This is a genomic window from Neisseria sp. P0009.S007 (assembly GCF_051962515.1).
On sequence record NZ_JBQCVF010000042.1, the window covers coordinates 1 to 15,265 of the forward strand.

Genomic DNA, 15,265 nt, shown 5'->3' on the forward strand with positions numbered 1-15,265 from the left:
TCGCTGGTTTTTTCGCTGTCGTCTGCAATATGGCGAAATTTGATACCTGTACGCGTGGTAATCCACTCGTCGGAAGTGTCCACTTTTTTGGCAAGGTCGTCATTGCTGACGCGGTTGGCAGGAAGGTAGCTGCCTGTACCGGAAATTTTGGCATATTGCATGAGAACGGCCTTTTTAGAGAGTTGATTCAGATAGTCGGGTATTGTAAGCGAAAATGGGAAAATTCCCAATATTAAGAATGAAGTCGGTGATTAAAGATAAAAACAGGCCGTCTGAACTTTTTGGAGTTTCAGACGGCCTGTGTATATCAGCCTTAAGCTTCCGTTGCTGGAGTAGCGGTTTCTTCCAGTTCGGCTGCTGCTTTGGCGGCTTCCAAAGCAGCCAACTGGGTGGCTACGCCTTGTTCGATTTTAGCGAGGCCGGCGGATTTGGCTTCGTGGTAGGCTTCTTCCAAAGCATAACGGAAGCCGACTTCGTCGGTTCCACCGTGGCTCTTAATCACAATACCGCGTAAACCAAGCAGGATGGCGCCGTTAAATTTGCGCGGATCCAGTTTGCCTTTCAAACCTTTGAGTGCGGGCAGGGCGGCAATGGCGGCAAGTTTGTTGAACAGGGTGCTTTTGAATTCACGACGGATGGCGCCGCTCATGAATTTAACCGCGCCTTCGATGGTTTTGAGCATAACGTTGCCGACAAACCCGTCTGCGACAACGACATCGGCTTCGCCATACAAAACGCTGTTGCTTTCGATATTGCCGATAAAGTTGAGTTTGCTGCTGCTCAACAGTTTAAAGGTTTGTTTGACGGCATCCGTACCTTTGATGTCTTCTGTACCGACGTTCAAGAGGGCGACGCGCGGGCTACCTTTTTCGGGGTGTAGCGCGTGTACCAGCTCGCTGCCGATGATGGCAAATTGAACCAGTTGTTCGGGCGTACAGTCGACGTTAGCTCCCAAATCCAAAGCCAGAGTAACGTGTTCGCTGTCGGAAGGCAGGAATTTGGCGATAGCAGGGCGCTCAATGCCGGGAATGGTTTTGAGGACGAATCGGGCGGTCGCCATCAGTGCGCCGGTATTGCCTGCCGATACGGCAGCTTGCGCGTTGCCTTCTTTAACTTGGTTGATGGCGATGCGCATGGATGATTCTTTTTTATTTTTCAGCGCAGATTGCGGTGCTTCATCCATTTCGACGACTTGCGCTGCATGGCAGACAGTAATGCGGTCCATAGGTGCGCCTGCCGAGCTTAATGCTTGGCGGACTGCTGCTTCATCTCCGACCATAATCAGATGTACGTCGGATTGCTGTTTCAGGAAATCCACTGCACCGGGGACGGTAATCGCAAGGCCTGCATCTCCGCCCATGGCATCTACGGCCAGTGTAATCATGTTGTTCTCCGGTTTGTGTGTTTCAGACGGCATCAAACAATCGGAAAAGCACACTCATCCGATTTTCAGGAGATTGAATGGAAAATCAGATGAAAAGGCTTGTTGCGATGGTCGTACCAGATTTATTGGTTTTGCGCGGCCAATTTGTTGTGTTCGTCGATGTCCAGCGCGTCCCAAGGATAGTTGATCCACCAGTCTTCAACGGTGATGCCGCTGAAATAAGGGATGCCTTCGGGAATCTTGCCAACTTTGGCTTTGATTTTTTCATGCAATACTGCCACGCCGATAGTGCCGAAATCTTCTTTCAACAATTCGTTCAGGCAGAATTCCATGGTAACGCGGCTGTCGTCCACTTCGTCAACAACCAGTACGTTTTTGCCTTTCAGTACATCGGGAACGGGATCGAGCCATTGGACTTTTTTCACTTCCTCGGTCACTTGACCTTCGTGATCGTTGTCGTAGTAGGCTGTGGTGACGGCGTAAATCGGAATTTCCAAGAAGCAGCGCAACATGCGGGCAGGGATAAAACCGCCGCCGCCAATGGCAATCATGGCATCGTATTTGGTGCCGGAGTTTTGGATTTTTTCCGCCAATCCTTTGATTACGCGGTGGATGTCGTCGTAGGTGTACCAGATTTTACGTTTCATGGTGTGCTTCCGAAGAGGAAAATACAGGGTGCAATGCAAAAAAGCCAGTCATTGCATGGCAATATTCTGGCTTTTTCAGTCAGACGAACGGATTATTCGCCTTTAGCTTTTACCACTTTACGGCCACGGTACATACCGTTTGGAGAAATGTGGTGTGGACGATGCACTTCGCCGGTTGCGCTGTCAACAGACAGAGAAGGCGCAGTCAGAGCGTCGTGTGAACGGTGCATACCGCGTTTAGAAGGGGATTTTTTGTTTTGTTGAACGGCCATTTCAAGCTCCTAGATAAATAAACTGTGTCCTAATTAACTGCTTTTCAAACCTGCTAAAACAGCGAAGGGGTTTGGTTTGTCCCGATTGACTTCGTCCAGTGTTCCATTGTTGCCGCAGTCTTCGTGTCGAGGGGAGAAAGGGAGCGACATCAGGATTTGGTCTTCAACCAGAGTCCGCACGTCAAGCTCTTTTTCGAGCAGCATGCCTTCCAATTCTTCATCGGTAAGCATGGCTTCGTCCAAACTCTCTTCATCGGCAAACAGGACGATACGGCTGGTTTCATCGAGTAGAAACGGCATGGGCGTAATGCAACGCTGGCAAATCAGGGGCATGTCGGCTTTGACGTTTAAATCGAGAAACAGACGTTGCAGCCGGTCGCGACCGCCTTGCAGCGTAAACGACACGCGTGTCTGTTTGTCGGCCGGATAATCGTGCGAACTGACTCGTTCATCCAATTCTTCGAGCAGGAAGCTGCCTTGCAGATTCTGCCCTTCGGCGGCGAAAACTTCTGGGTCAATCAAATTAGGGTATGACATAAACGGAGTATGATATAATTTTGGCAGTCTAACGTCAATGTTTTTAAGTAAAAATATGGAAGTAAAACTGCCTTTGGTTTTAGGGTCGAGTTCGGTTTTCCGCTGCGGACAGCTTCGCCGTTTGGGTATCGATTTTCAGACGGCATCGCCTGATTTTGACGAAACGCCTATTGCGGGCGAACATGCAGGCGAAACGGCGCTGCGTTTGGCGGAAGGCAAAGCCCGTTCATTGGCGGCAGCTTTTCCTGCCGCGCTGATTATCGGTGCAGACCAAGTGGCATGGTGCGAAGGACGTCAATTGGGTAAGCCGATGAACGTCGCAAATGCACAACAGATGCTGGAAAACTTAAGCGGAAAACGGATTGAATTTTACAGCGCAATCGTGCTTTTGAATACTGCTACGGGCAAGGTTCAGCATCATGTCGATCATACGGTGGTTGCCATGCGCCAGTTGTCGCAGGAACAAATCAGCCGATATTTGGAACGCGAGCCGGATGCAGTTTATTGCGCCGGTGCGGCGAAAAGCGAGGGTTTGGGCGCCGCTTTGTTGGAGCGGATTGAAAGTACGGACCCGAATGCTTTGATCGGCCTTCCGATTTTCCGTCTGATTGATTTTTTGAAAAACGAAGGTGTGGAAGTTTTATAGTTTGAGGCCGTCTGAATGTGTTCAGACGGCCTGAGATTTTTTGGAGTTGCAAGAATGAAACCGATTTTGTATTTGATTCCTACCCCTTTGGGTGCGCCTGATACGCCATGCCTGTTGCCGCATGAACAACAGGCGATTGTCGGGCTGACGGATTTTGTCGTAGAAGCGGAAAAAACAGCGCGCGCGCATTTGAAACATTTGGGCGTAACTACGCCTATCCGCGAGCTGAATCTGCAAACGCTGAATGAACACACGGATTTGAAGACTTTGCCGGAATTGCTGAAACCTTTGCAAGAAGGGCGCAGTATGGGTATTGTCAGTGAGGCAGGTTGCCCGGCTGTTGCCGACCCGGGCGCGAATTTGGTGGCGTTGGCGCATAAACACGGTTTTGAAGTACGACCTTTGGTCGGGCCGTCCAGTTTGTTGCTGGCGCTGATGGCTTCGGGTGCGAATGGTCAGAACTTTGCGTTTAAGGGTTATTTGCCGTCTGAAAAAAATGAGCGGATTCAGTGTTTGAAGGCTTTGGAACAACGTTCGCGCCAGCAGAATGAAACGCAGCTGTTTATCGAAACGCCGTATCGCAACGATGCGTTGTTGGCTGATGCGGTGGAAAACCTGCATCCTGAAACGCGATTATGCGTGGCCACGGACTTAACCTTACCGACACAGGAAATCATCAGCCAAACGATTGCGCAGTGGCGGAAAAGAAAAGAAATGCCGAATTTGAAAAAACGCCCGACGATTTTTGTGCTTCATGCCGCTTAAAACTGGATTGGGTTCAATCTCAAACTGTATTTGTTTGAGGAAATAAAAAAGGCCGTCTGAACAACAGACGGCCTTTATGTTGCCTAAGCTTTTATCAAGAAACGACTTCGCCTTGGGCGCGTTGTTTTTCGATGCTGCGGTTGATGTGCCATTGTTGGGCGATGGTCAAGAGGTTGTTGACTACCCAGTACAGAACCAAACCGGCAGGGAAGAAGAAGAACATGATGGAGAAAATCAAAGGCATGACTTTCATCATTTTCGCCTGCATAGGGTCGGTTGACGGCGGATTCAGATAAGTTTGTGCAAACATGGTCGCCGCCATAATCAAAGGCAGGATGTAGAAAGGATCCGGACGGCTCAAGTCGGTAATCCAACCCAACCAAGGCGCTTGACGCAATTCTACGGAGGCGAACAATGCCCAGTACAGACCGATGAAGACGGGGATTTGCAACAGCATAGGCAGACAGCCGCCCAGCGGATTGATTTTCTCGTCTTTGTAAAGCTGCATCATGGCTTGTTGTTGCGCCATGCGGTCATCGCCGTATTTCTCTTTGATAGCTTGCAATTTAGGTGCAGCGGCACGCATTTTTGCCATAGAGCGGTAAGAGGCGTTGGTCAACGGGTACAGCACGGCTTTGACGATGATGGTCAAAACGATGATTGCCCAGCCCCAGTTGCCGATGATGTTGTGCAGTTGGTTCAAGAGCCAGAAGAGCGGGGAGGCGAACCAGTGTACTTTGCCGTAGTCTTTGGCCAGTTGCAGTTTGTCGGCGATGTTGGCGATAACGGAAGTGGTTTGCGGACCGGCATACAGGTTGATGGCGGTTTCGGCTTTCGCGCCGGCTTGAATGGCGGCTAAAGGCACGCTGACGCTTGCGCTGTACAGGTTGTCGTTGCGACGTTTGATGTCGATACGGCAGTCGCCTGCGGCGCAAACGCTTTGGCCGTCTTTAGGCTGCAAAATCCAAGTGGACATGAAATGGTGTTCAATCATGCCGAGCCAGCCGGTCGGCATTTTGCGGATGTATTCGGCTTCGGATTTGCCGGATTTGGCATCGTCGTCCAAATCAGAGAAGCTGACTTTTTGGAAGCCGCCTTCAGGGGTGTAAACCACCGGGCCGACGTAAGAGCGGGTAAAGTAGCCTTGGCCTTCAGGTTCGCTGTGGTCGCGGACGATGCGGTAGTCTGCGCTCAGGTTGACGGGTTGGCCTTTGCTGTTGGTAATGTCGAAACGGACGTTAACCAAGTAGCTGCCTTTGGTAAAAGTATAAACTTTGTCGATTTTCAGGCCGTTGGTTTCAGGTGCGCTCAGGCGGACTTCAACTTTGTCGCCTTCCAAACTGTATTGTTTTTGCGGAGCGGTAAAGCTGATGCCTTTTAGTACGTTGTTACCTTGTGCGTCCAAAAGCTCGGATTGGGCAACGTAGGTGTATTCCTTGCCGTCGTTAAACAGGACGAAAGGTTTGTGTTCGTCACCGGTTGCTTTGTATTGCAAGAGGGTCAGCTGGCGCAGATCGCCGCTTTTTTCATCGATGACGGCTTTGACCGTGTCTGTGGTAACGGTAATGGGGGTGGCTGGAGCAAGCGCGGCTTCGGCAGCGGCTTTTGCCGGAGCAGCGGCCGTTTGCTGTTGCGCGGCTTGTTGCGCCGGATTAGGTTTGGGGCTGGGGAAAAAATGTTCCCAGCCGGCAAAAATTGCCACTGAAATGGCAAAAAACGCCATTAGTCTTTTAAAATCCATAAGAGATTCCTGGAATTGACGGATAGGTAATCGAGATGAAAACTGCTTCAGACGGCATTATATAGAAACCGACGGGAAATTAAAGGAAATCGTGTTCTTTAAATGGTTGACAGCAGCATTATGGAACAGGGTCATGTCCGTGTCCGCCGAAAGGATGGCATCGTGCGATGCGTTTGATTGCCAGCCATCCGCCTTTGAATGCGCCGTATTTTTTGACGGCTTCGACTGCGTATTGTGAACAGGTCGGGGTATAGCGGCAGCGCGGCGGAATGAGGGGGCTGATGCAGTATTGGTAAAAGCGGATGAGTGCAAGGAGGAGCTTGGAAAGCAGGGTATTCATCAGCGTTTTTTCATCAGCTGGGCAAGTTGGTTTCGAGCTTCCGGGGCAGTTTCCCGATTAAACGCCTGACGCACGCGCACAACAAAATCATGCGGCGGCAGCTGGTGTTGATTCAGCCTGAACCAGTCGCGGATGACGCGCTTCATATAATTGCGGTCATGGGCGCGTTTGGCGGTCTTTTTGCTGACGACCAAACCAAGGCGCGGATGGCCGAGCGCGTTGTCTGCGGACTGGGAGACTTGCAGCAAATCGCGGCTGCGTCGGTTTTTCAACGCAAAAACGGATGAAAAATCATCCGTTTTTAATAAGCGATACTGCTTTGAGAAGCCGTAATTCAAAATTATACAGCCAAGCGTTTGCGGCCTTTGGCGCGACGGGCAGCCAATACTGCGCGACCACCACGAGTTTTGGAGCGAACCAAGAAGCCGTGGGTGCGTTTGCGTTTGGTAACGGAAGGTTGATAAGTGCGTTTCATGATGTTTCCTAAAAATTGGTAGATAATTAAACCGTGAATTACACTCCAATTTGCCGCTTTTGTCAATCAATATAAAAACTTTTCGTTGGCCAAAGTGTGACAACGGGTTTTATGCATTGATAGAATTTGTGGATAAAATTTTGCGGCGGTTGTGGATAAAAAAGAGCAGAATGGGTATAATCGCCCAACCTTGCTTTTCTCTGTGCGCAAGGCCGTCTGAAAGCAGCGGGAGTATCGTAAGAATTTGATTTTTATCGGATTGCCTGTCTGCTCTGCCTTCTTGTATTTCCCAAATCTTCCATTTTCCGAGCTTAATCTCATGACGTTAGCTGAATTTTGGCCGCTGTGCCTTTGCCGCCTTCACGAAATGTTGCCTGCCGGGCAGTTTGCGCAATGGATTGCGCCTTTGACCGTGAGCGAAGAAAACGGCGTATGGGTGGTGTATGGTAAAAACCAATTTGCCTGCAATATGCTCAAAAGCCAGTTTGCCGCCAAAATTGACGCCGTGCGTGCCGAATTGGTGCCTCAGCAGGCTGCTTTCGCGTTTAAGCCGGGCGTAGGTACGCATTATGAAATGGCGGCTCAGACTGTTGCGCCGGTGCAAGTGCAAGAAGTCATTGAAGTTGAAGAATTTGTAGAGCCTGTTCAAATGCCTTTGCAAACTGCTGCGCCAATGGAAGAAGATAGGCCGTCTGAAACGGTTTCCAAGCCTGCCACTGCCATGACGGCTGCCGAGATTTTGGCACAACGCATGAAAAACCTGCCGCATGAGCCTCAAGTGCAAACTGCCGCTCCGGCTGAGTCTAAAGCAGTTGCCAAAGCCAAAACCGACGCACAACACGATGCGGAAGAAGCGCGCTACGAACAGACCAATCTGTCGCGCGACTATACATTTGAAACTTTGGTGGAAGGTAAGGGCAACCGCCTTGCCGCCGCAGCCGCCCAAGCGATTGCTGAAAATCCGGGGCAGGGCTACAACCCGTTTTTCTTATACGGCAGTACTGGTTTGGGTAAAACCCACTTGGTGCAGGCCATCGGCAACGAATTGTTGAAAAACCGTCCTGATGCCAAAGTGCGCTATATGCACTCGGACGACTATATCCGCAGCTTTATGAAGGCTGTGCGCAACAATACTTACGATGTATTCAAGCAACAATACAAACAATATGACCTGCTGATTATCGACGATATTCAGTTCATCAAAGGCAAAGACCGCACGATGGAAGAATTCTTCTATCTGTACAACCATTTCCACAACGAGAAAAAACAGCTGATTCTGACGTGCGACGTATTGCCTGCCAAAATCGAGGGCATGGACGACCGTCTCAAATCCCGTTTCTCATGGGGTTTGACGTTGGAACTTGAACCGCCCGAATTGGAAATGCGCGTGGCGATTTTGCAGAAAAAGGCAGAAGCAGCCGGTATCAGTATCGAAGACGAAGCCGCTCTGTTTATCGCCAATCTGATCCGCTCCAATGTGCGTGAGCTGGAAGGTGCGTTCAACCGTGTCAGCGCCAGCAGCCGTTTTATGAATCGTCCTGTCATCGACATGGATTTGGCGCGTACGGCTTTACAGGATATTATTGCCGAAAAACACAAAGTCATTACCGCAGACATCATCATCGATGCGACAGCCAAATACTACCGTATTAAAATCAGCGATATATTAGGCAAAAAACGTACGCGCAACATTGCCCGTCCGCGCCAAGTTGCCATGAGCCTGACCAAAGAGCTGACCACGCTCAGCCTGCCTTCTATCGGCGATGCCTTTGGCGGCCGCGACCACACGACCGTGATGCACGGTGTCAAAGCGGTGGCGAAACTGCGTGAAGAAGATCCCGAATTGGCACAAGACTACGAAAAACTGCTGATTTTGATTCAGAACTGACCCAATGCAATATTCAGACGGCCTGATGTCAATGTGAGGCCGTCTGAATACAAAAAATATTTTAAAATACCCAAATCAACCGATTTCAAATTCAAAGGAATGGAACATGCTGATTTTACAAGCCGATCGCGACAGTCTGCTCAAGCCGTTGCAAGCCGTTACCGGTATTGTCGAACGTCGCCATACTCTGCCGATTTTGTCCAATGTGTTGCTGGAAAGCAAAGACGGACAAACCAAACTTTTGGCAACCGACTTGGAAATCCAAATCAATACCGCCGGCCCTGAAAGTCAGGCAGGCGATTTCCGCATTACGACCAACGCTAAAAAATTCCAAGACATTTTGCGCGCCCTGCCTGACAGTGCGTTGGTGTCACTGGATTGGGCGGACAACCGTTTGACTTTGCGCGCGGGCAAATCCCGTTTTGCCCTGCAAACCCTGCCTGCTGAAGACTTTCCGTTGATGAACGTCGGCAGCGACGTCAGCGCGACTTTCTCGCTGACTCAAGAAACCTTCAAAACCATGCTTTCGCAAGTGCAATACAGCATGGCGGTTCAAGATATCCGCTATTACCTCAACGGCTTGCTGATGCAGGTTGAAGGAAACCAATTGCGCCTTGTTGCAACCGACGGCCACCGCCTTGCTTATGCGGCCAGCCAAATTGAGGCAGAACTGCCGAAAACGGAAGTGATCCTGCCGCGCAAAACGGTATTGGAGCTCTTCAAGCTGTTGAACAATCCGTCCGAGTCCATCACCGTTGAGCTTTTGGACAATCAAGTACGCTTCCAATGCAATGGCACGACTATTGTCAGCAAAGTCATCGACGGCAAGTTCCCTGACTTTAACCGCGTGATTCCTTTGGATAACGACAAGATTTTCCTCGTGTCCCGTACCCAGCTTTTGGGTGCGCTTGAACGTGCCGCCATTCTTGCCAATGAAAAATTCCGCGGCGCACGACTGTTTCTGCAGCCTGGTTTGCTGAGTGTCGTATGTAGCAACAACGAGCAGGAAGAAGCGCGCGAAGAGCTGGAAATCGCTTACCAAGGCGGAGAACTGGAAGTCGGTTTCAACATCGGCTACTTGATGGACGTGTTGCGTAACATCCACTCCGACGATATGCAGCTTGCTTTCGGCGATGCTAACCGTTCAACGCTGTTTACCGTGCCAAACAATCCGAACTTCAAATACATCGTAATGCCGATGCGTATTTGATTCGGAAAACAAACAAAAAGAGCGTGTAGGGTACACGCTCTTTTTTATAGGCTTGAATCAAAAGGCCGTCTGAAAATTGTTTTTCAGACGGCCTTTCTATCAAACCGGGATGATTCGGCTAAATAGGAAGACTGGGATTAACGTGGACGTGGTTCGCAGTTTTTCACCAGGAATGAGCCGTTAGGGGCGTTCACGCCAACTACTTCAGAAGTAGTGTGGGTGTTTTTGTCGATGAAACCGGCAGACATTACATAGCCGCGACGGTTGGTGAAAGTAGTGCCAGTGCTGTCAGAACGTTTTTTGTCGACAACCAAAGAGGCTTTTTTGCCACCGGCGTTTACGTCAGCAGTAACTGCACGGCCGCTACGGTCAAAGCCGTACATCACGTTTAGTGATTTGCCACCGTCACAACGGTAAGAAACGAAGCCGGCAGGTGCAGCGGCAGCAGAGAAGGAAACAGTAGCCAATGCGGCTGCAGTGATAACAGAAAGTAATTTCATGATCTAAGCTCCATATGAGGGTTGTGTGTTATCTTGCAAAGTGAGAAAGGGTTTCCGTTTGCAGATGAAGCGTATTTTAGGCGTTTTGTCGGTAGTGGCAATTAGGTAAATTGCAAAACAGTGTTTACTTATGATTACCCGATTGTTTATTAATAGAAAGTTGTTTGTAATTTGGTGTTGCAAAGTAGTTATGTGGGTTGTTGCGGAATATATACATTAATGATTCTTTAAGAAATATAGCGAAAGAATACAAAAAAGGCCGTCTGAATATTCAGACGGCCTTTGATATGAAGCGGTTTACAAAAAGAAAATTGCAGCCACAGTCACGGCGATGATGCCGTAGATGGTCATTGGGATGACAGTTTTCTTGATGATGGCACCTTCGGCGTTGTTCACGTTCAACACGCTGCATACGGCGATGATGTTGTTGATGCAGACCATGTTACCCATTGCGCCGCCGACGGATTGCAGGGCGAGGATGAGGGTAACGGACAGGCCGGTATCAAGCGCGATTTGTTGTTGAATCGGACCAAAAGTCAGGTTGGATACAGTGTTGGAACCGGAGAAGAATGCACCGATTGCGCCAAGGTAAGGGGAGAAGTACACCCAGTGTTCGCCTGCCATCGCGGCAAACTCTTTACCGATGATTTTCACCATGGAGTCATCGCCGCCAACCATCATCAGCTGAACCATAATCAGCGCACCCATCAGGGCAAGCAGAGGTTTTTTGGTTTGGTTGAAGGTTGCCGCGTAGAAAGACCATGCATCTTTGAATTTGGTTTGGTACAGCAGGATGCAGATCCAAACGGTGAAGACAAACGGAATCCAAGCCGGAACGTAGAGGGTTTGGTAGGAAGCGTTCACGCCTTGGCCGAAGATGTTGCCGAAGGTAATGGTCAGGGAGTCGCTGACGGTAATTTTGGATAAGTTAAACGGCAGTTGGAAGCTGAACCATTCTTCTTTACTGGTCAGCAGGCCTTTGATGCCCAACTGTTTGATACGGGTTACCACCAGCATGCCGATCAGCATACCCAAAGGAGCCAGTGCTTTGGCAACTTGTGCGAAAGGTACTTTTTCTGCATTCGGGTCTTTGGCGTAATCTTTGCTCAAGCCCCAGCCGCGGTTTGCTGCGAATACGGACACCATCAGGCCGATTGCGCCGGCAACCAGAGATGGGAATTCTTCATTGACCATCGCCAATGCAACGTAAGGAAGGGTACAGGAGAATACGGCGATACCGATAAAGCCCAGGTTTTTACGGATTTCAGCCCAAGGTACGATGAAGCTCAAGCCGATGACGGGGATGATGAAACCAGCAAAGAAGTGCATGACGCCGGTTTGCATACCGATTTCCATAATGCTCTTTTGATCCAAGCCCAAAGGCGCAAAGCCGAACCAAGTCGGAGTACCTACTGCACCGAAGGAAACAGGTACGGAGTTCATCACCAAAGCGAAGATGGCTACTTTTAACGGGTTGAAGCCCAAGCTCATCAGGATTGGCGCGGCAATGGCGGCAGGCGTACCGAAACCGGACGCGCCTTCAATCATAAAGGCGAAAGACCAGCCGATGATCATCAATTGGGCAATCGGGTTCGGGCTGATGGTGGCCAGCCATTTGCGGATGACGTCGATACAGCCGGTGGTTTCCATCATGCGGTTGAACATAATGGCACCGAAAATCACGGTAATCGGGGTCAGGGTAGAGACGAGGCCGGACGCGGCTGTTGCGTTGAGCAACATGGCGTTGTCGCCGAAATAAAACAGTTTGATGGCATAAATCAGCGCGGCGGTAATCGGCAGCGCGACGTAGGACGGCATACTGTTTTTCTTAACCATCAGCCAGATCAGCAGCACGATGGGAAAAATACTGAGAAAGAGAGCCATGGGATTATCCTCGGGGCAACGGGCATCATAACCGTCAATCAATGGCGGTTTGATGCGATGTGTTGAGTAATAGATGTTTTTCGAATAAGGATTGCCACCTTTTTAGATGCAATCAGTTATCAGGTAAATTGGTTTTACCAATTTATGAAAACTGTTGCACACTTTACGTAATCTTATGTAATCGGTCAAGGGGTTTGTAATAAAAAAGGCCGTCTGAAATAGGGTTTTCAGACAGCCTGAGAGCATTGCCAGTAGTGCATTTGGTCGAATATGGAATGGTATTTACATTAAATATTTTGTAAAGGTTTTGTTTTTAATTGATTTCAAACGAATTATTCTATTCCTGCCCATTTATGCGTTTGTACGCTCAGTTGCCAATGGACGGGGGCGTCGGCTCGGCTGTTTAACACGCCGATTTGGCGGATGGTGTCGTAGATATTCATTGCGCCGTCTTGTTCGCAGGGGGAAAGATAGTAATGTCGGGCGCGGATTTTGCGTTCCATCTCTTGGCAAAACGAAATGACATCACCGTCGGCGACAATGCGCACTTCGTCTGCTTTCTCGATGCAACTTTTTTCGTATTTAGCGGCGTAACAGGCTTTGGGACTGGTGGCAACGTAGTCGATTTGCGGCGGCGCGGGGTTGAGGCCGTTGGTTTCGATACACAGAAAATAGCCTTCGGCTTTGAGTGCATTGAGCAGGGTATCCAAATGCGGTTGGATGGTAGGTTCGCCGCCGGTAATGATGATGTTGCGCGCCGTGTAGGTTTTCAGACGGCCTAAAATATCGGACAGGCTCATCATGCCGAATTTAAGGTAGTCGGTATCGCACCAGCTGCACGCGAGATTGCATTTGCCCAAACGGATGAAAACGGCGGGCATGCCTGTATTCCAGCCTTCGCCTTGCAGGCTTTCAAAGATTTCGACAATGCGGTATTGGGGATTGTTCGGCGTGATGTGAATGGTCATGAATGTCGGGTGTGTGGGATTGAATCGTTGTGGTGAAGCGTTTTGAGAAATCGGTTGAGGCAGCCATTCTTTCTGTCAGTTCAATAGGAAAGAATGGCTGGGTGTGCTTAAGCGGCAATGACGGCTGCTGCGGCCAAAAATGCCGGCAAGCCTTGTTTGAGCAAAATGCTTTTGTTGCCGGATGAAAACGCGCCCCATGCGGCGGCGATGAGGACGAAGCCGAGGAACAGGATGGTCGCGCCGTAAACCGCGTTGTCGGGTGCGGCAAAGCGCGCCCATACCAAGCCGATGGCGAGGAAGCCGTTGTACAGGCCTTGGTTGGAAAACAGGGTTTGTACGCGTTTTTGTTCCATAAATTCGTAAGGCATGTTGAACAGCTCTGACGCTTTTTCGCTTGGGATTTGCGTCATTTCGAGCCAGGCGATGTAGAAGTGTTCGACAGCGACGAAAAGGACGAGGAGGGTGGAGATGATTTTCATGAAGATTCCTTTTGATGTTTAGCGTATGGATATGTTGGGGGAACAGGCCGTCTGAAAAAATACAAAATGCCGGTTTATTCCCCTTCATATTCCGCATACGAGGTCGGCGTTTCCCATAGTTTCACGCTGCACACTTTGACACCGGCGTTTTTCAGACGGCCATACATTTCTACGCTCATGTTTTCGGCGGTGGTGCGGCAGGGCAGGCGCAGGGTTTTCATGTTCCAGCCTTCCAAAAGCGCGGCGATTTGGCTTTCGCGTTCGTTGTTGCCGTGATAGATGAAGGCATGGTCGAACGGGTCGTTGATGTGTTGTTTGACGATGGATTTCAGGTCGGTAAAGTCCATCACCATGCCGTCTTTTGCGCCGCCTTGGATAACGGGCGCGGAGACAGTGATTTCGAGTTTGTAGGTGTGGCCGTGCAGGTTTTGGCATTTGCCGTCATGCCCGTCGAGCATGTGCGAGGAATCGAAGGTAAAAATTTTGGTGATTTTCATGAGATGAGGGAAGCTGATGAGGCCGTCTGAACGGTGTAAAACCTGTTTCAGACGACCTTGGGATTATTGTTCGGAAGGGAGTTTGAGGAAATGCTCGCGATAATGGCGCATTTCTTCGATGCTTTCGAGGATGTCGTCCAATGCCTTGTGCGAACCGCGTTTGACCACGCTTTTGGCGACGGCCGGATTCCAGCGTTTGGCCAACTCTTTCAGCGTGGACACGTCTAAGTTGCGGTAGTGGAAATAGGCTTCCAAACGCGGCATGTATTTGACCATGAAGCGGCGGTCTTGATGGATGGAGTTGCCGCACATGGGCGTGGATTTCTCGGGTATCCATGCGGACATGAAGTCCAACAGGTTTTGCTCGACTTCAGCTTCGGTCAGTTTGGATTCGCGCACGCGTTGGGTCAGACCGGTGCGGCCGTGGGTGGCGGTGTTCCACTCGTCCATGCCGTCGAGCAACTCGTCGCTTTGATGGATGACGTAAACGTCCGATTGTGCCAGTACGTTCAAATCGGAATCGGTAATGATCATGGCGACTTCGATAATGCGGTCGTGTTCCGGGTTGAGGCCGGTCATTTCCATATCGAGCCAGCAGAGGTTGTTTGCGTTTTGGGTCATTTCAGACGGCCTTGTGTTTTCAGTTGGCAGTATTATAAAGGATAAAGGTTCGGGCCGTCTGAAAGCATTTGTAACAAGTTGTGCAATCTCTTGATATAATCGTCCGTTACACAAAAAATCACCGCCAAAAATCATGAACCCAAGCCCTTTGCTCGATATTATCGATACGCCTCAGGATTTGCGCTGTCTGGAGAAAAAACAGCTGCCGCAAGTCGCCGCCGAATTGCGCGAATTTCTGTTGGATTCCGTCGGTAAGACGGGCGGCCATTTCGCCAGTAACTTGGGCGCGGTCGAGCTGACGGTGGCGCTGCATTATGTGTACGACACGCCAGAAGACCATTTGGTCTGGGATGTCGGCCATCAAAGCTATCCGCACAAAATCCTCACCGGCCGCAAAAATCAAATGCACAC

19 protein-coding genes and 1 pseudogene are annotated in these 15,265 nt (G+C 50.0%); 5 read left to right on the forward strand and 15 right to left on the reverse strand.

Going from position 1 to position 15,265, the window contains the following annotated elements:
- From ACTHS3_RS05705 to ACTHS3_RS05725, 5 genes and pseudogenes are all read right to left on the reverse strand, one after another.
- Positions 1-161 (reverse strand): annotated as a pseudogene (locus ACTHS3_RS05705) (3-oxoacyl-ACP synthase); the annotation flags it as partial.
- Positions 162-313: 152 nt separating this feature from the next.
- The gene (plsX, locus tag ACTHS3_RS05710; protein ID WP_049336419.1) at positions 314-1,384 is read right to left on the reverse strand and encodes a phosphate acyltransferase PlsX; all 1,071 of its coding nucleotides are present in this window, start codon (positions 1,382-1,384) and stop codon (positions 314-316) included.
- Between the two features lie 122 nt (positions 1,385-1,506).
- Positions 1,507-2,031 (reverse strand): phosphoribosyltransferase, encoded by a 525-nt coding sequence (locus ACTHS3_RS05715; protein WP_049332638.1) that lies wholly within the window; start codon positions 2,029-2,031, stop codon positions 1,507-1,509.
- A gap of 92 nt (positions 2,032-2,123) precedes the next feature.
- Positions 2,124-2,303, reverse strand: coding sequence for a 50S ribosomal protein L32 (gene rpmF / locus ACTHS3_RS05720; protein WP_002240035.1), 180 nt, complete (start codon positions 2,301-2,303; stop codon positions 2,124-2,126).
- A 33-nt stretch (positions 2,304-2,336) separates the two neighbouring features.
- Positions 2,337-2,840 (reverse strand): YceD family protein, encoded by a 504-nt coding sequence (locus tag ACTHS3_RS05725; RefSeq protein ID WP_049336368.1) that lies wholly within the window; start codon positions 2,838-2,840, stop codon positions 2,337-2,339.
- A gap of 55 nt (positions 2,841-2,895) precedes the next feature.
- On the opposite strand from ACTHS3_RS05725, the gene ACTHS3_RS05730 reads away from it, so the two are divergent.
- Together ACTHS3_RS05730 and ACTHS3_RS05735 are read left to right on the forward strand one after the other, a co-directional pair.
- Complete coding sequence (locus tag ACTHS3_RS05730) at positions 2,896-3,486, forward strand: Maf family protein (RefSeq protein ID WP_049336421.1); 591 nt, start codon at positions 2,896-2,898, stop codon at positions 3,484-3,486.
- A 54-nt stretch (positions 3,487-3,540) separates the two neighbouring features.
- Complete coding sequence (locus tag ACTHS3_RS05735) at positions 3,541-4,251, forward strand: SAM-dependent methyltransferase (protein WP_049336370.1); 711 nt, start codon at positions 3,541-3,543, stop codon at positions 4,249-4,251.
- Between the two features lie 94 nt (positions 4,252-4,345).
- Here ACTHS3_RS05735 and yidC read toward each other — a convergent pair whose 3' ends face one another.
- The 4 genes from yidC to rpmH all read right to left on the reverse strand — a co-directional run bounded on the left by yidC (position 4,346) and on the right by rpmH (position 6,807).
- Positions 4,346-5,992, reverse strand: coding sequence for a membrane protein insertase YidC (gene yidC, locus ACTHS3_RS05740; RefSeq protein WP_049336372.1), 1,647 nt, complete (start codon positions 5,990-5,992; stop codon positions 4,346-4,348).
- Positions 5,993-6,110: 118 nt separating this feature from the next.
- Entirely contained in the window at positions 6,111-6,332 is a 222-nt protein-coding gene (yidD, locus tag ACTHS3_RS05745) for a membrane protein insertion efficiency factor YidD (RefSeq protein WP_003682178.1), read from the reverse strand.
- Positions 6,332-6,670 (reverse strand): ribonuclease P protein component, encoded by a 339-nt coding sequence (gene rnpA, locus ACTHS3_RS05750; protein WP_049343532.1) that lies wholly within the window; start codon positions 6,668-6,670, stop codon positions 6,332-6,334. Before rnpA ends, yidD begins: the two co-directional genes overlap by 1 nt.
- A gap of 2 nt (positions 6,671-6,672) precedes the next feature.
- Complete coding sequence (gene rpmH, locus ACTHS3_RS05755) at positions 6,673-6,807, reverse strand: 50S ribosomal protein L34 (RefSeq protein ID WP_002214728.1); 135 nt, start codon at positions 6,805-6,807, stop codon at positions 6,673-6,675.
- Positions 6,808-7,126: 319 nt separating this feature from the next.
- On the opposite strand from rpmH, the gene dnaA reads away from it, so the two are divergent.
- Positions 7,127-8,695 carry a chromosomal replication initiator protein DnaA gene (dnaA, locus tag ACTHS3_RS05760; protein WP_049343534.1) on the forward strand — a complete coding sequence of 523 codons (1,569 nt, stop codon included), beginning with the start codon at positions 7,127-7,129 and terminating at the stop codon, positions 8,693-8,695.
- Positions 8,696-8,801: 106 nt separating this feature from the next.
- The gene (gene dnaN, locus ACTHS3_RS05765) at positions 8,802-9,905 is read left to right on the forward strand and encodes a DNA polymerase III subunit beta (RefSeq protein WP_004520410.1); all 1,104 of its coding nucleotides are present in this window, start codon (positions 8,802-8,804) and stop codon (positions 9,903-9,905) included.
- 137 nt (positions 9,906-10,042) lie between these two features.
- On the opposite strand, the gene ACTHS3_RS05770 is transcribed toward dnaN, so the two are convergent.
- The 6 genes from ACTHS3_RS05770 to orn form a co-directional block, all read right to left on the reverse strand.
- Positions 10,043-10,405, reverse strand: coding sequence for an ACP-like domain-containing protein (locus ACTHS3_RS05770; RefSeq protein ID WP_003748906.1), 363 nt, complete (start codon positions 10,403-10,405; stop codon positions 10,043-10,045).
- 297 nt (positions 10,406-10,702) lie between these two features.
- The gene (locus ACTHS3_RS05775; RefSeq protein ID WP_440367363.1) at positions 10,703-12,289 is read right to left on the reverse strand and encodes an L-lactate permease; all 1,587 of its coding nucleotides are present in this window, start codon (positions 12,287-12,289) and stop codon (positions 10,703-10,705) included.
- A gap of 332 nt (positions 12,290-12,621) precedes the next feature.
- A complete protein-coding gene (locus ACTHS3_RS05780; RefSeq protein WP_049343538.1) occupies positions 12,622-13,257 on the reverse strand; it encodes a 7-carboxy-7-deazaguanine synthase QueE in 636 nt (211 codons plus the stop codon).
- Positions 13,258-13,364: 107 nt separating this feature from the next.
- Positions 13,365-13,736, reverse strand: coding sequence for a DUF1304 domain-containing protein (locus tag ACTHS3_RS05785; RefSeq protein WP_004520404.1), 372 nt, complete (start codon positions 13,734-13,736; stop codon positions 13,365-13,367).
- Between the two features lie 74 nt (positions 13,737-13,810).
- Complete coding sequence (gene queD, locus ACTHS3_RS05790) at positions 13,811-14,233, reverse strand: 6-carboxytetrahydropterin synthase QueD (protein WP_004520403.1); 423 nt, start codon at positions 14,231-14,233, stop codon at positions 13,811-13,813.
- A gap of 63 nt (positions 14,234-14,296) precedes the next feature.
- The gene (gene orn, locus ACTHS3_RS05795; RefSeq protein WP_039862353.1) at positions 14,297-14,854 is read right to left on the reverse strand and encodes an oligoribonuclease; all 558 of its coding nucleotides are present in this window, start codon (positions 14,852-14,854) and stop codon (positions 14,297-14,299) included.
- Positions 14,855-14,987: 133 nt separating this feature from the next.
- Between orn and ACTHS3_RS05800 the strand changes: the two genes are divergently transcribed.
- Positions 14,988-15,265: 1-deoxy-D-xylulose-5-phosphate synthase N-terminal domain-containing protein (locus ACTHS3_RS05800; RefSeq protein ID WP_440367365.1), on the forward strand; the 278-nt coding region annotated here is incomplete at its 3' end.

What these genes read in the sequence shown, in the direction of transcription:
- plsX (WP_049336419.1), bottom strand. Translation starts at nt 1,384, where the DNA reads ATGATTACACTGGCCGTAGATGCCATGGGCGGAGATGCAGGCCTTGCG.
- ACTHS3_RS05715 (WP_049332638.1), bottom strand. Translation starts at nt 2,031, where the DNA reads ATGAAACGTAAAATCTGGTACACCTACGACGACATCCACCGCGTAATC.
- rpmF (WP_002240035.1), bottom strand. Translation starts at nt 2,303, where the DNA reads ATGGCCGTTCAACAAAACAAAAAATCCCCTTCTAAACGCGGTATGCAC.
- ACTHS3_RS05725 (WP_049336368.1), bottom strand. Translation starts at nt 2,840, where the DNA reads ATGTCATACCCTAATTTGATTGACCCAGAAGTTTTCGCCGCCGAAGGG.
- ACTHS3_RS05730 (WP_049336421.1), top strand. Translation starts at nt 2,896, where the DNA reads ATGGAAGTAAAACTGCCTTTGGTTTTAGGGTCGAGTTCGGTTTTCCGC.
- ACTHS3_RS05735 (WP_049336370.1), top strand. Translation starts at nt 3,541, where the DNA reads ATGAAACCGATTTTGTATTTGATTCCTACCCCTTTGGGTGCGCCTGAT.
- yidC (WP_049336372.1), bottom strand. Translation starts at nt 5,992, where the DNA reads ATGGATTTTAAAAGACTAATGGCGTTTTTTGCCATTTCAGTGGCAATT.
- yidD (WP_003682178.1), bottom strand. Translation starts at nt 6,332, where the DNA reads ATGAATACCCTGCTTTCCAAGCTCCTCCTTGCACTCATCCGCTTTTAC.
- rpmH (WP_002214728.1), bottom strand. Translation starts at nt 6,807, where the DNA reads ATGAAACGCACTTATCAACCTTCCGTTACCAAACGCAAACGCACCCAC.
- dnaA (WP_049343534.1), top strand. Translation starts at nt 7,127, where the DNA reads ATGACGTTAGCTGAATTTTGGCCGCTGTGCCTTTGCCGCCTTCACGAA.
- dnaN (WP_004520410.1), top strand. Translation starts at nt 8,802, where the DNA reads ATGCTGATTTTACAAGCCGATCGCGACAGTCTGCTCAAGCCGTTGCAA.
- ACTHS3_RS05770 (WP_003748906.1), bottom strand. Translation starts at nt 10,405, where the DNA reads ATGAAATTACTTTCTGTTATCACTGCAGCCGCATTGGCTACTGTTTCC.
- ACTHS3_RS05775 (WP_440367363.1), bottom strand. Translation starts at nt 12,289, where the DNA reads ATGGCTCTCTTTCTCAGTATTTTTCCCATCGTGCTGCTGATCTGGCTG.
- ACTHS3_RS05780 (WP_049343538.1), bottom strand. Translation starts at nt 13,257, where the DNA reads ATGACCATTCACATCACGCCGAACAATCCCCAATACCGCATTGTCGAA.
- ACTHS3_RS05785 (WP_004520404.1), bottom strand. Translation starts at nt 13,736, where the DNA reads ATGAAAATCATCTCCACCCTCCTCGTCCTTTTCGTCGCTGTCGAACAC.
- queD (WP_004520403.1), bottom strand. Translation starts at nt 14,233, where the DNA reads ATGAAAATCACCAAAATTTTTACCTTCGATTCCTCGCACATGCTCGAC.
- orn (WP_039862353.1), bottom strand. Translation starts at nt 14,854, where the DNA reads ATGACCCAAAACGCAAACAACCTCTGCTGGCTCGATATGGAAATGACC.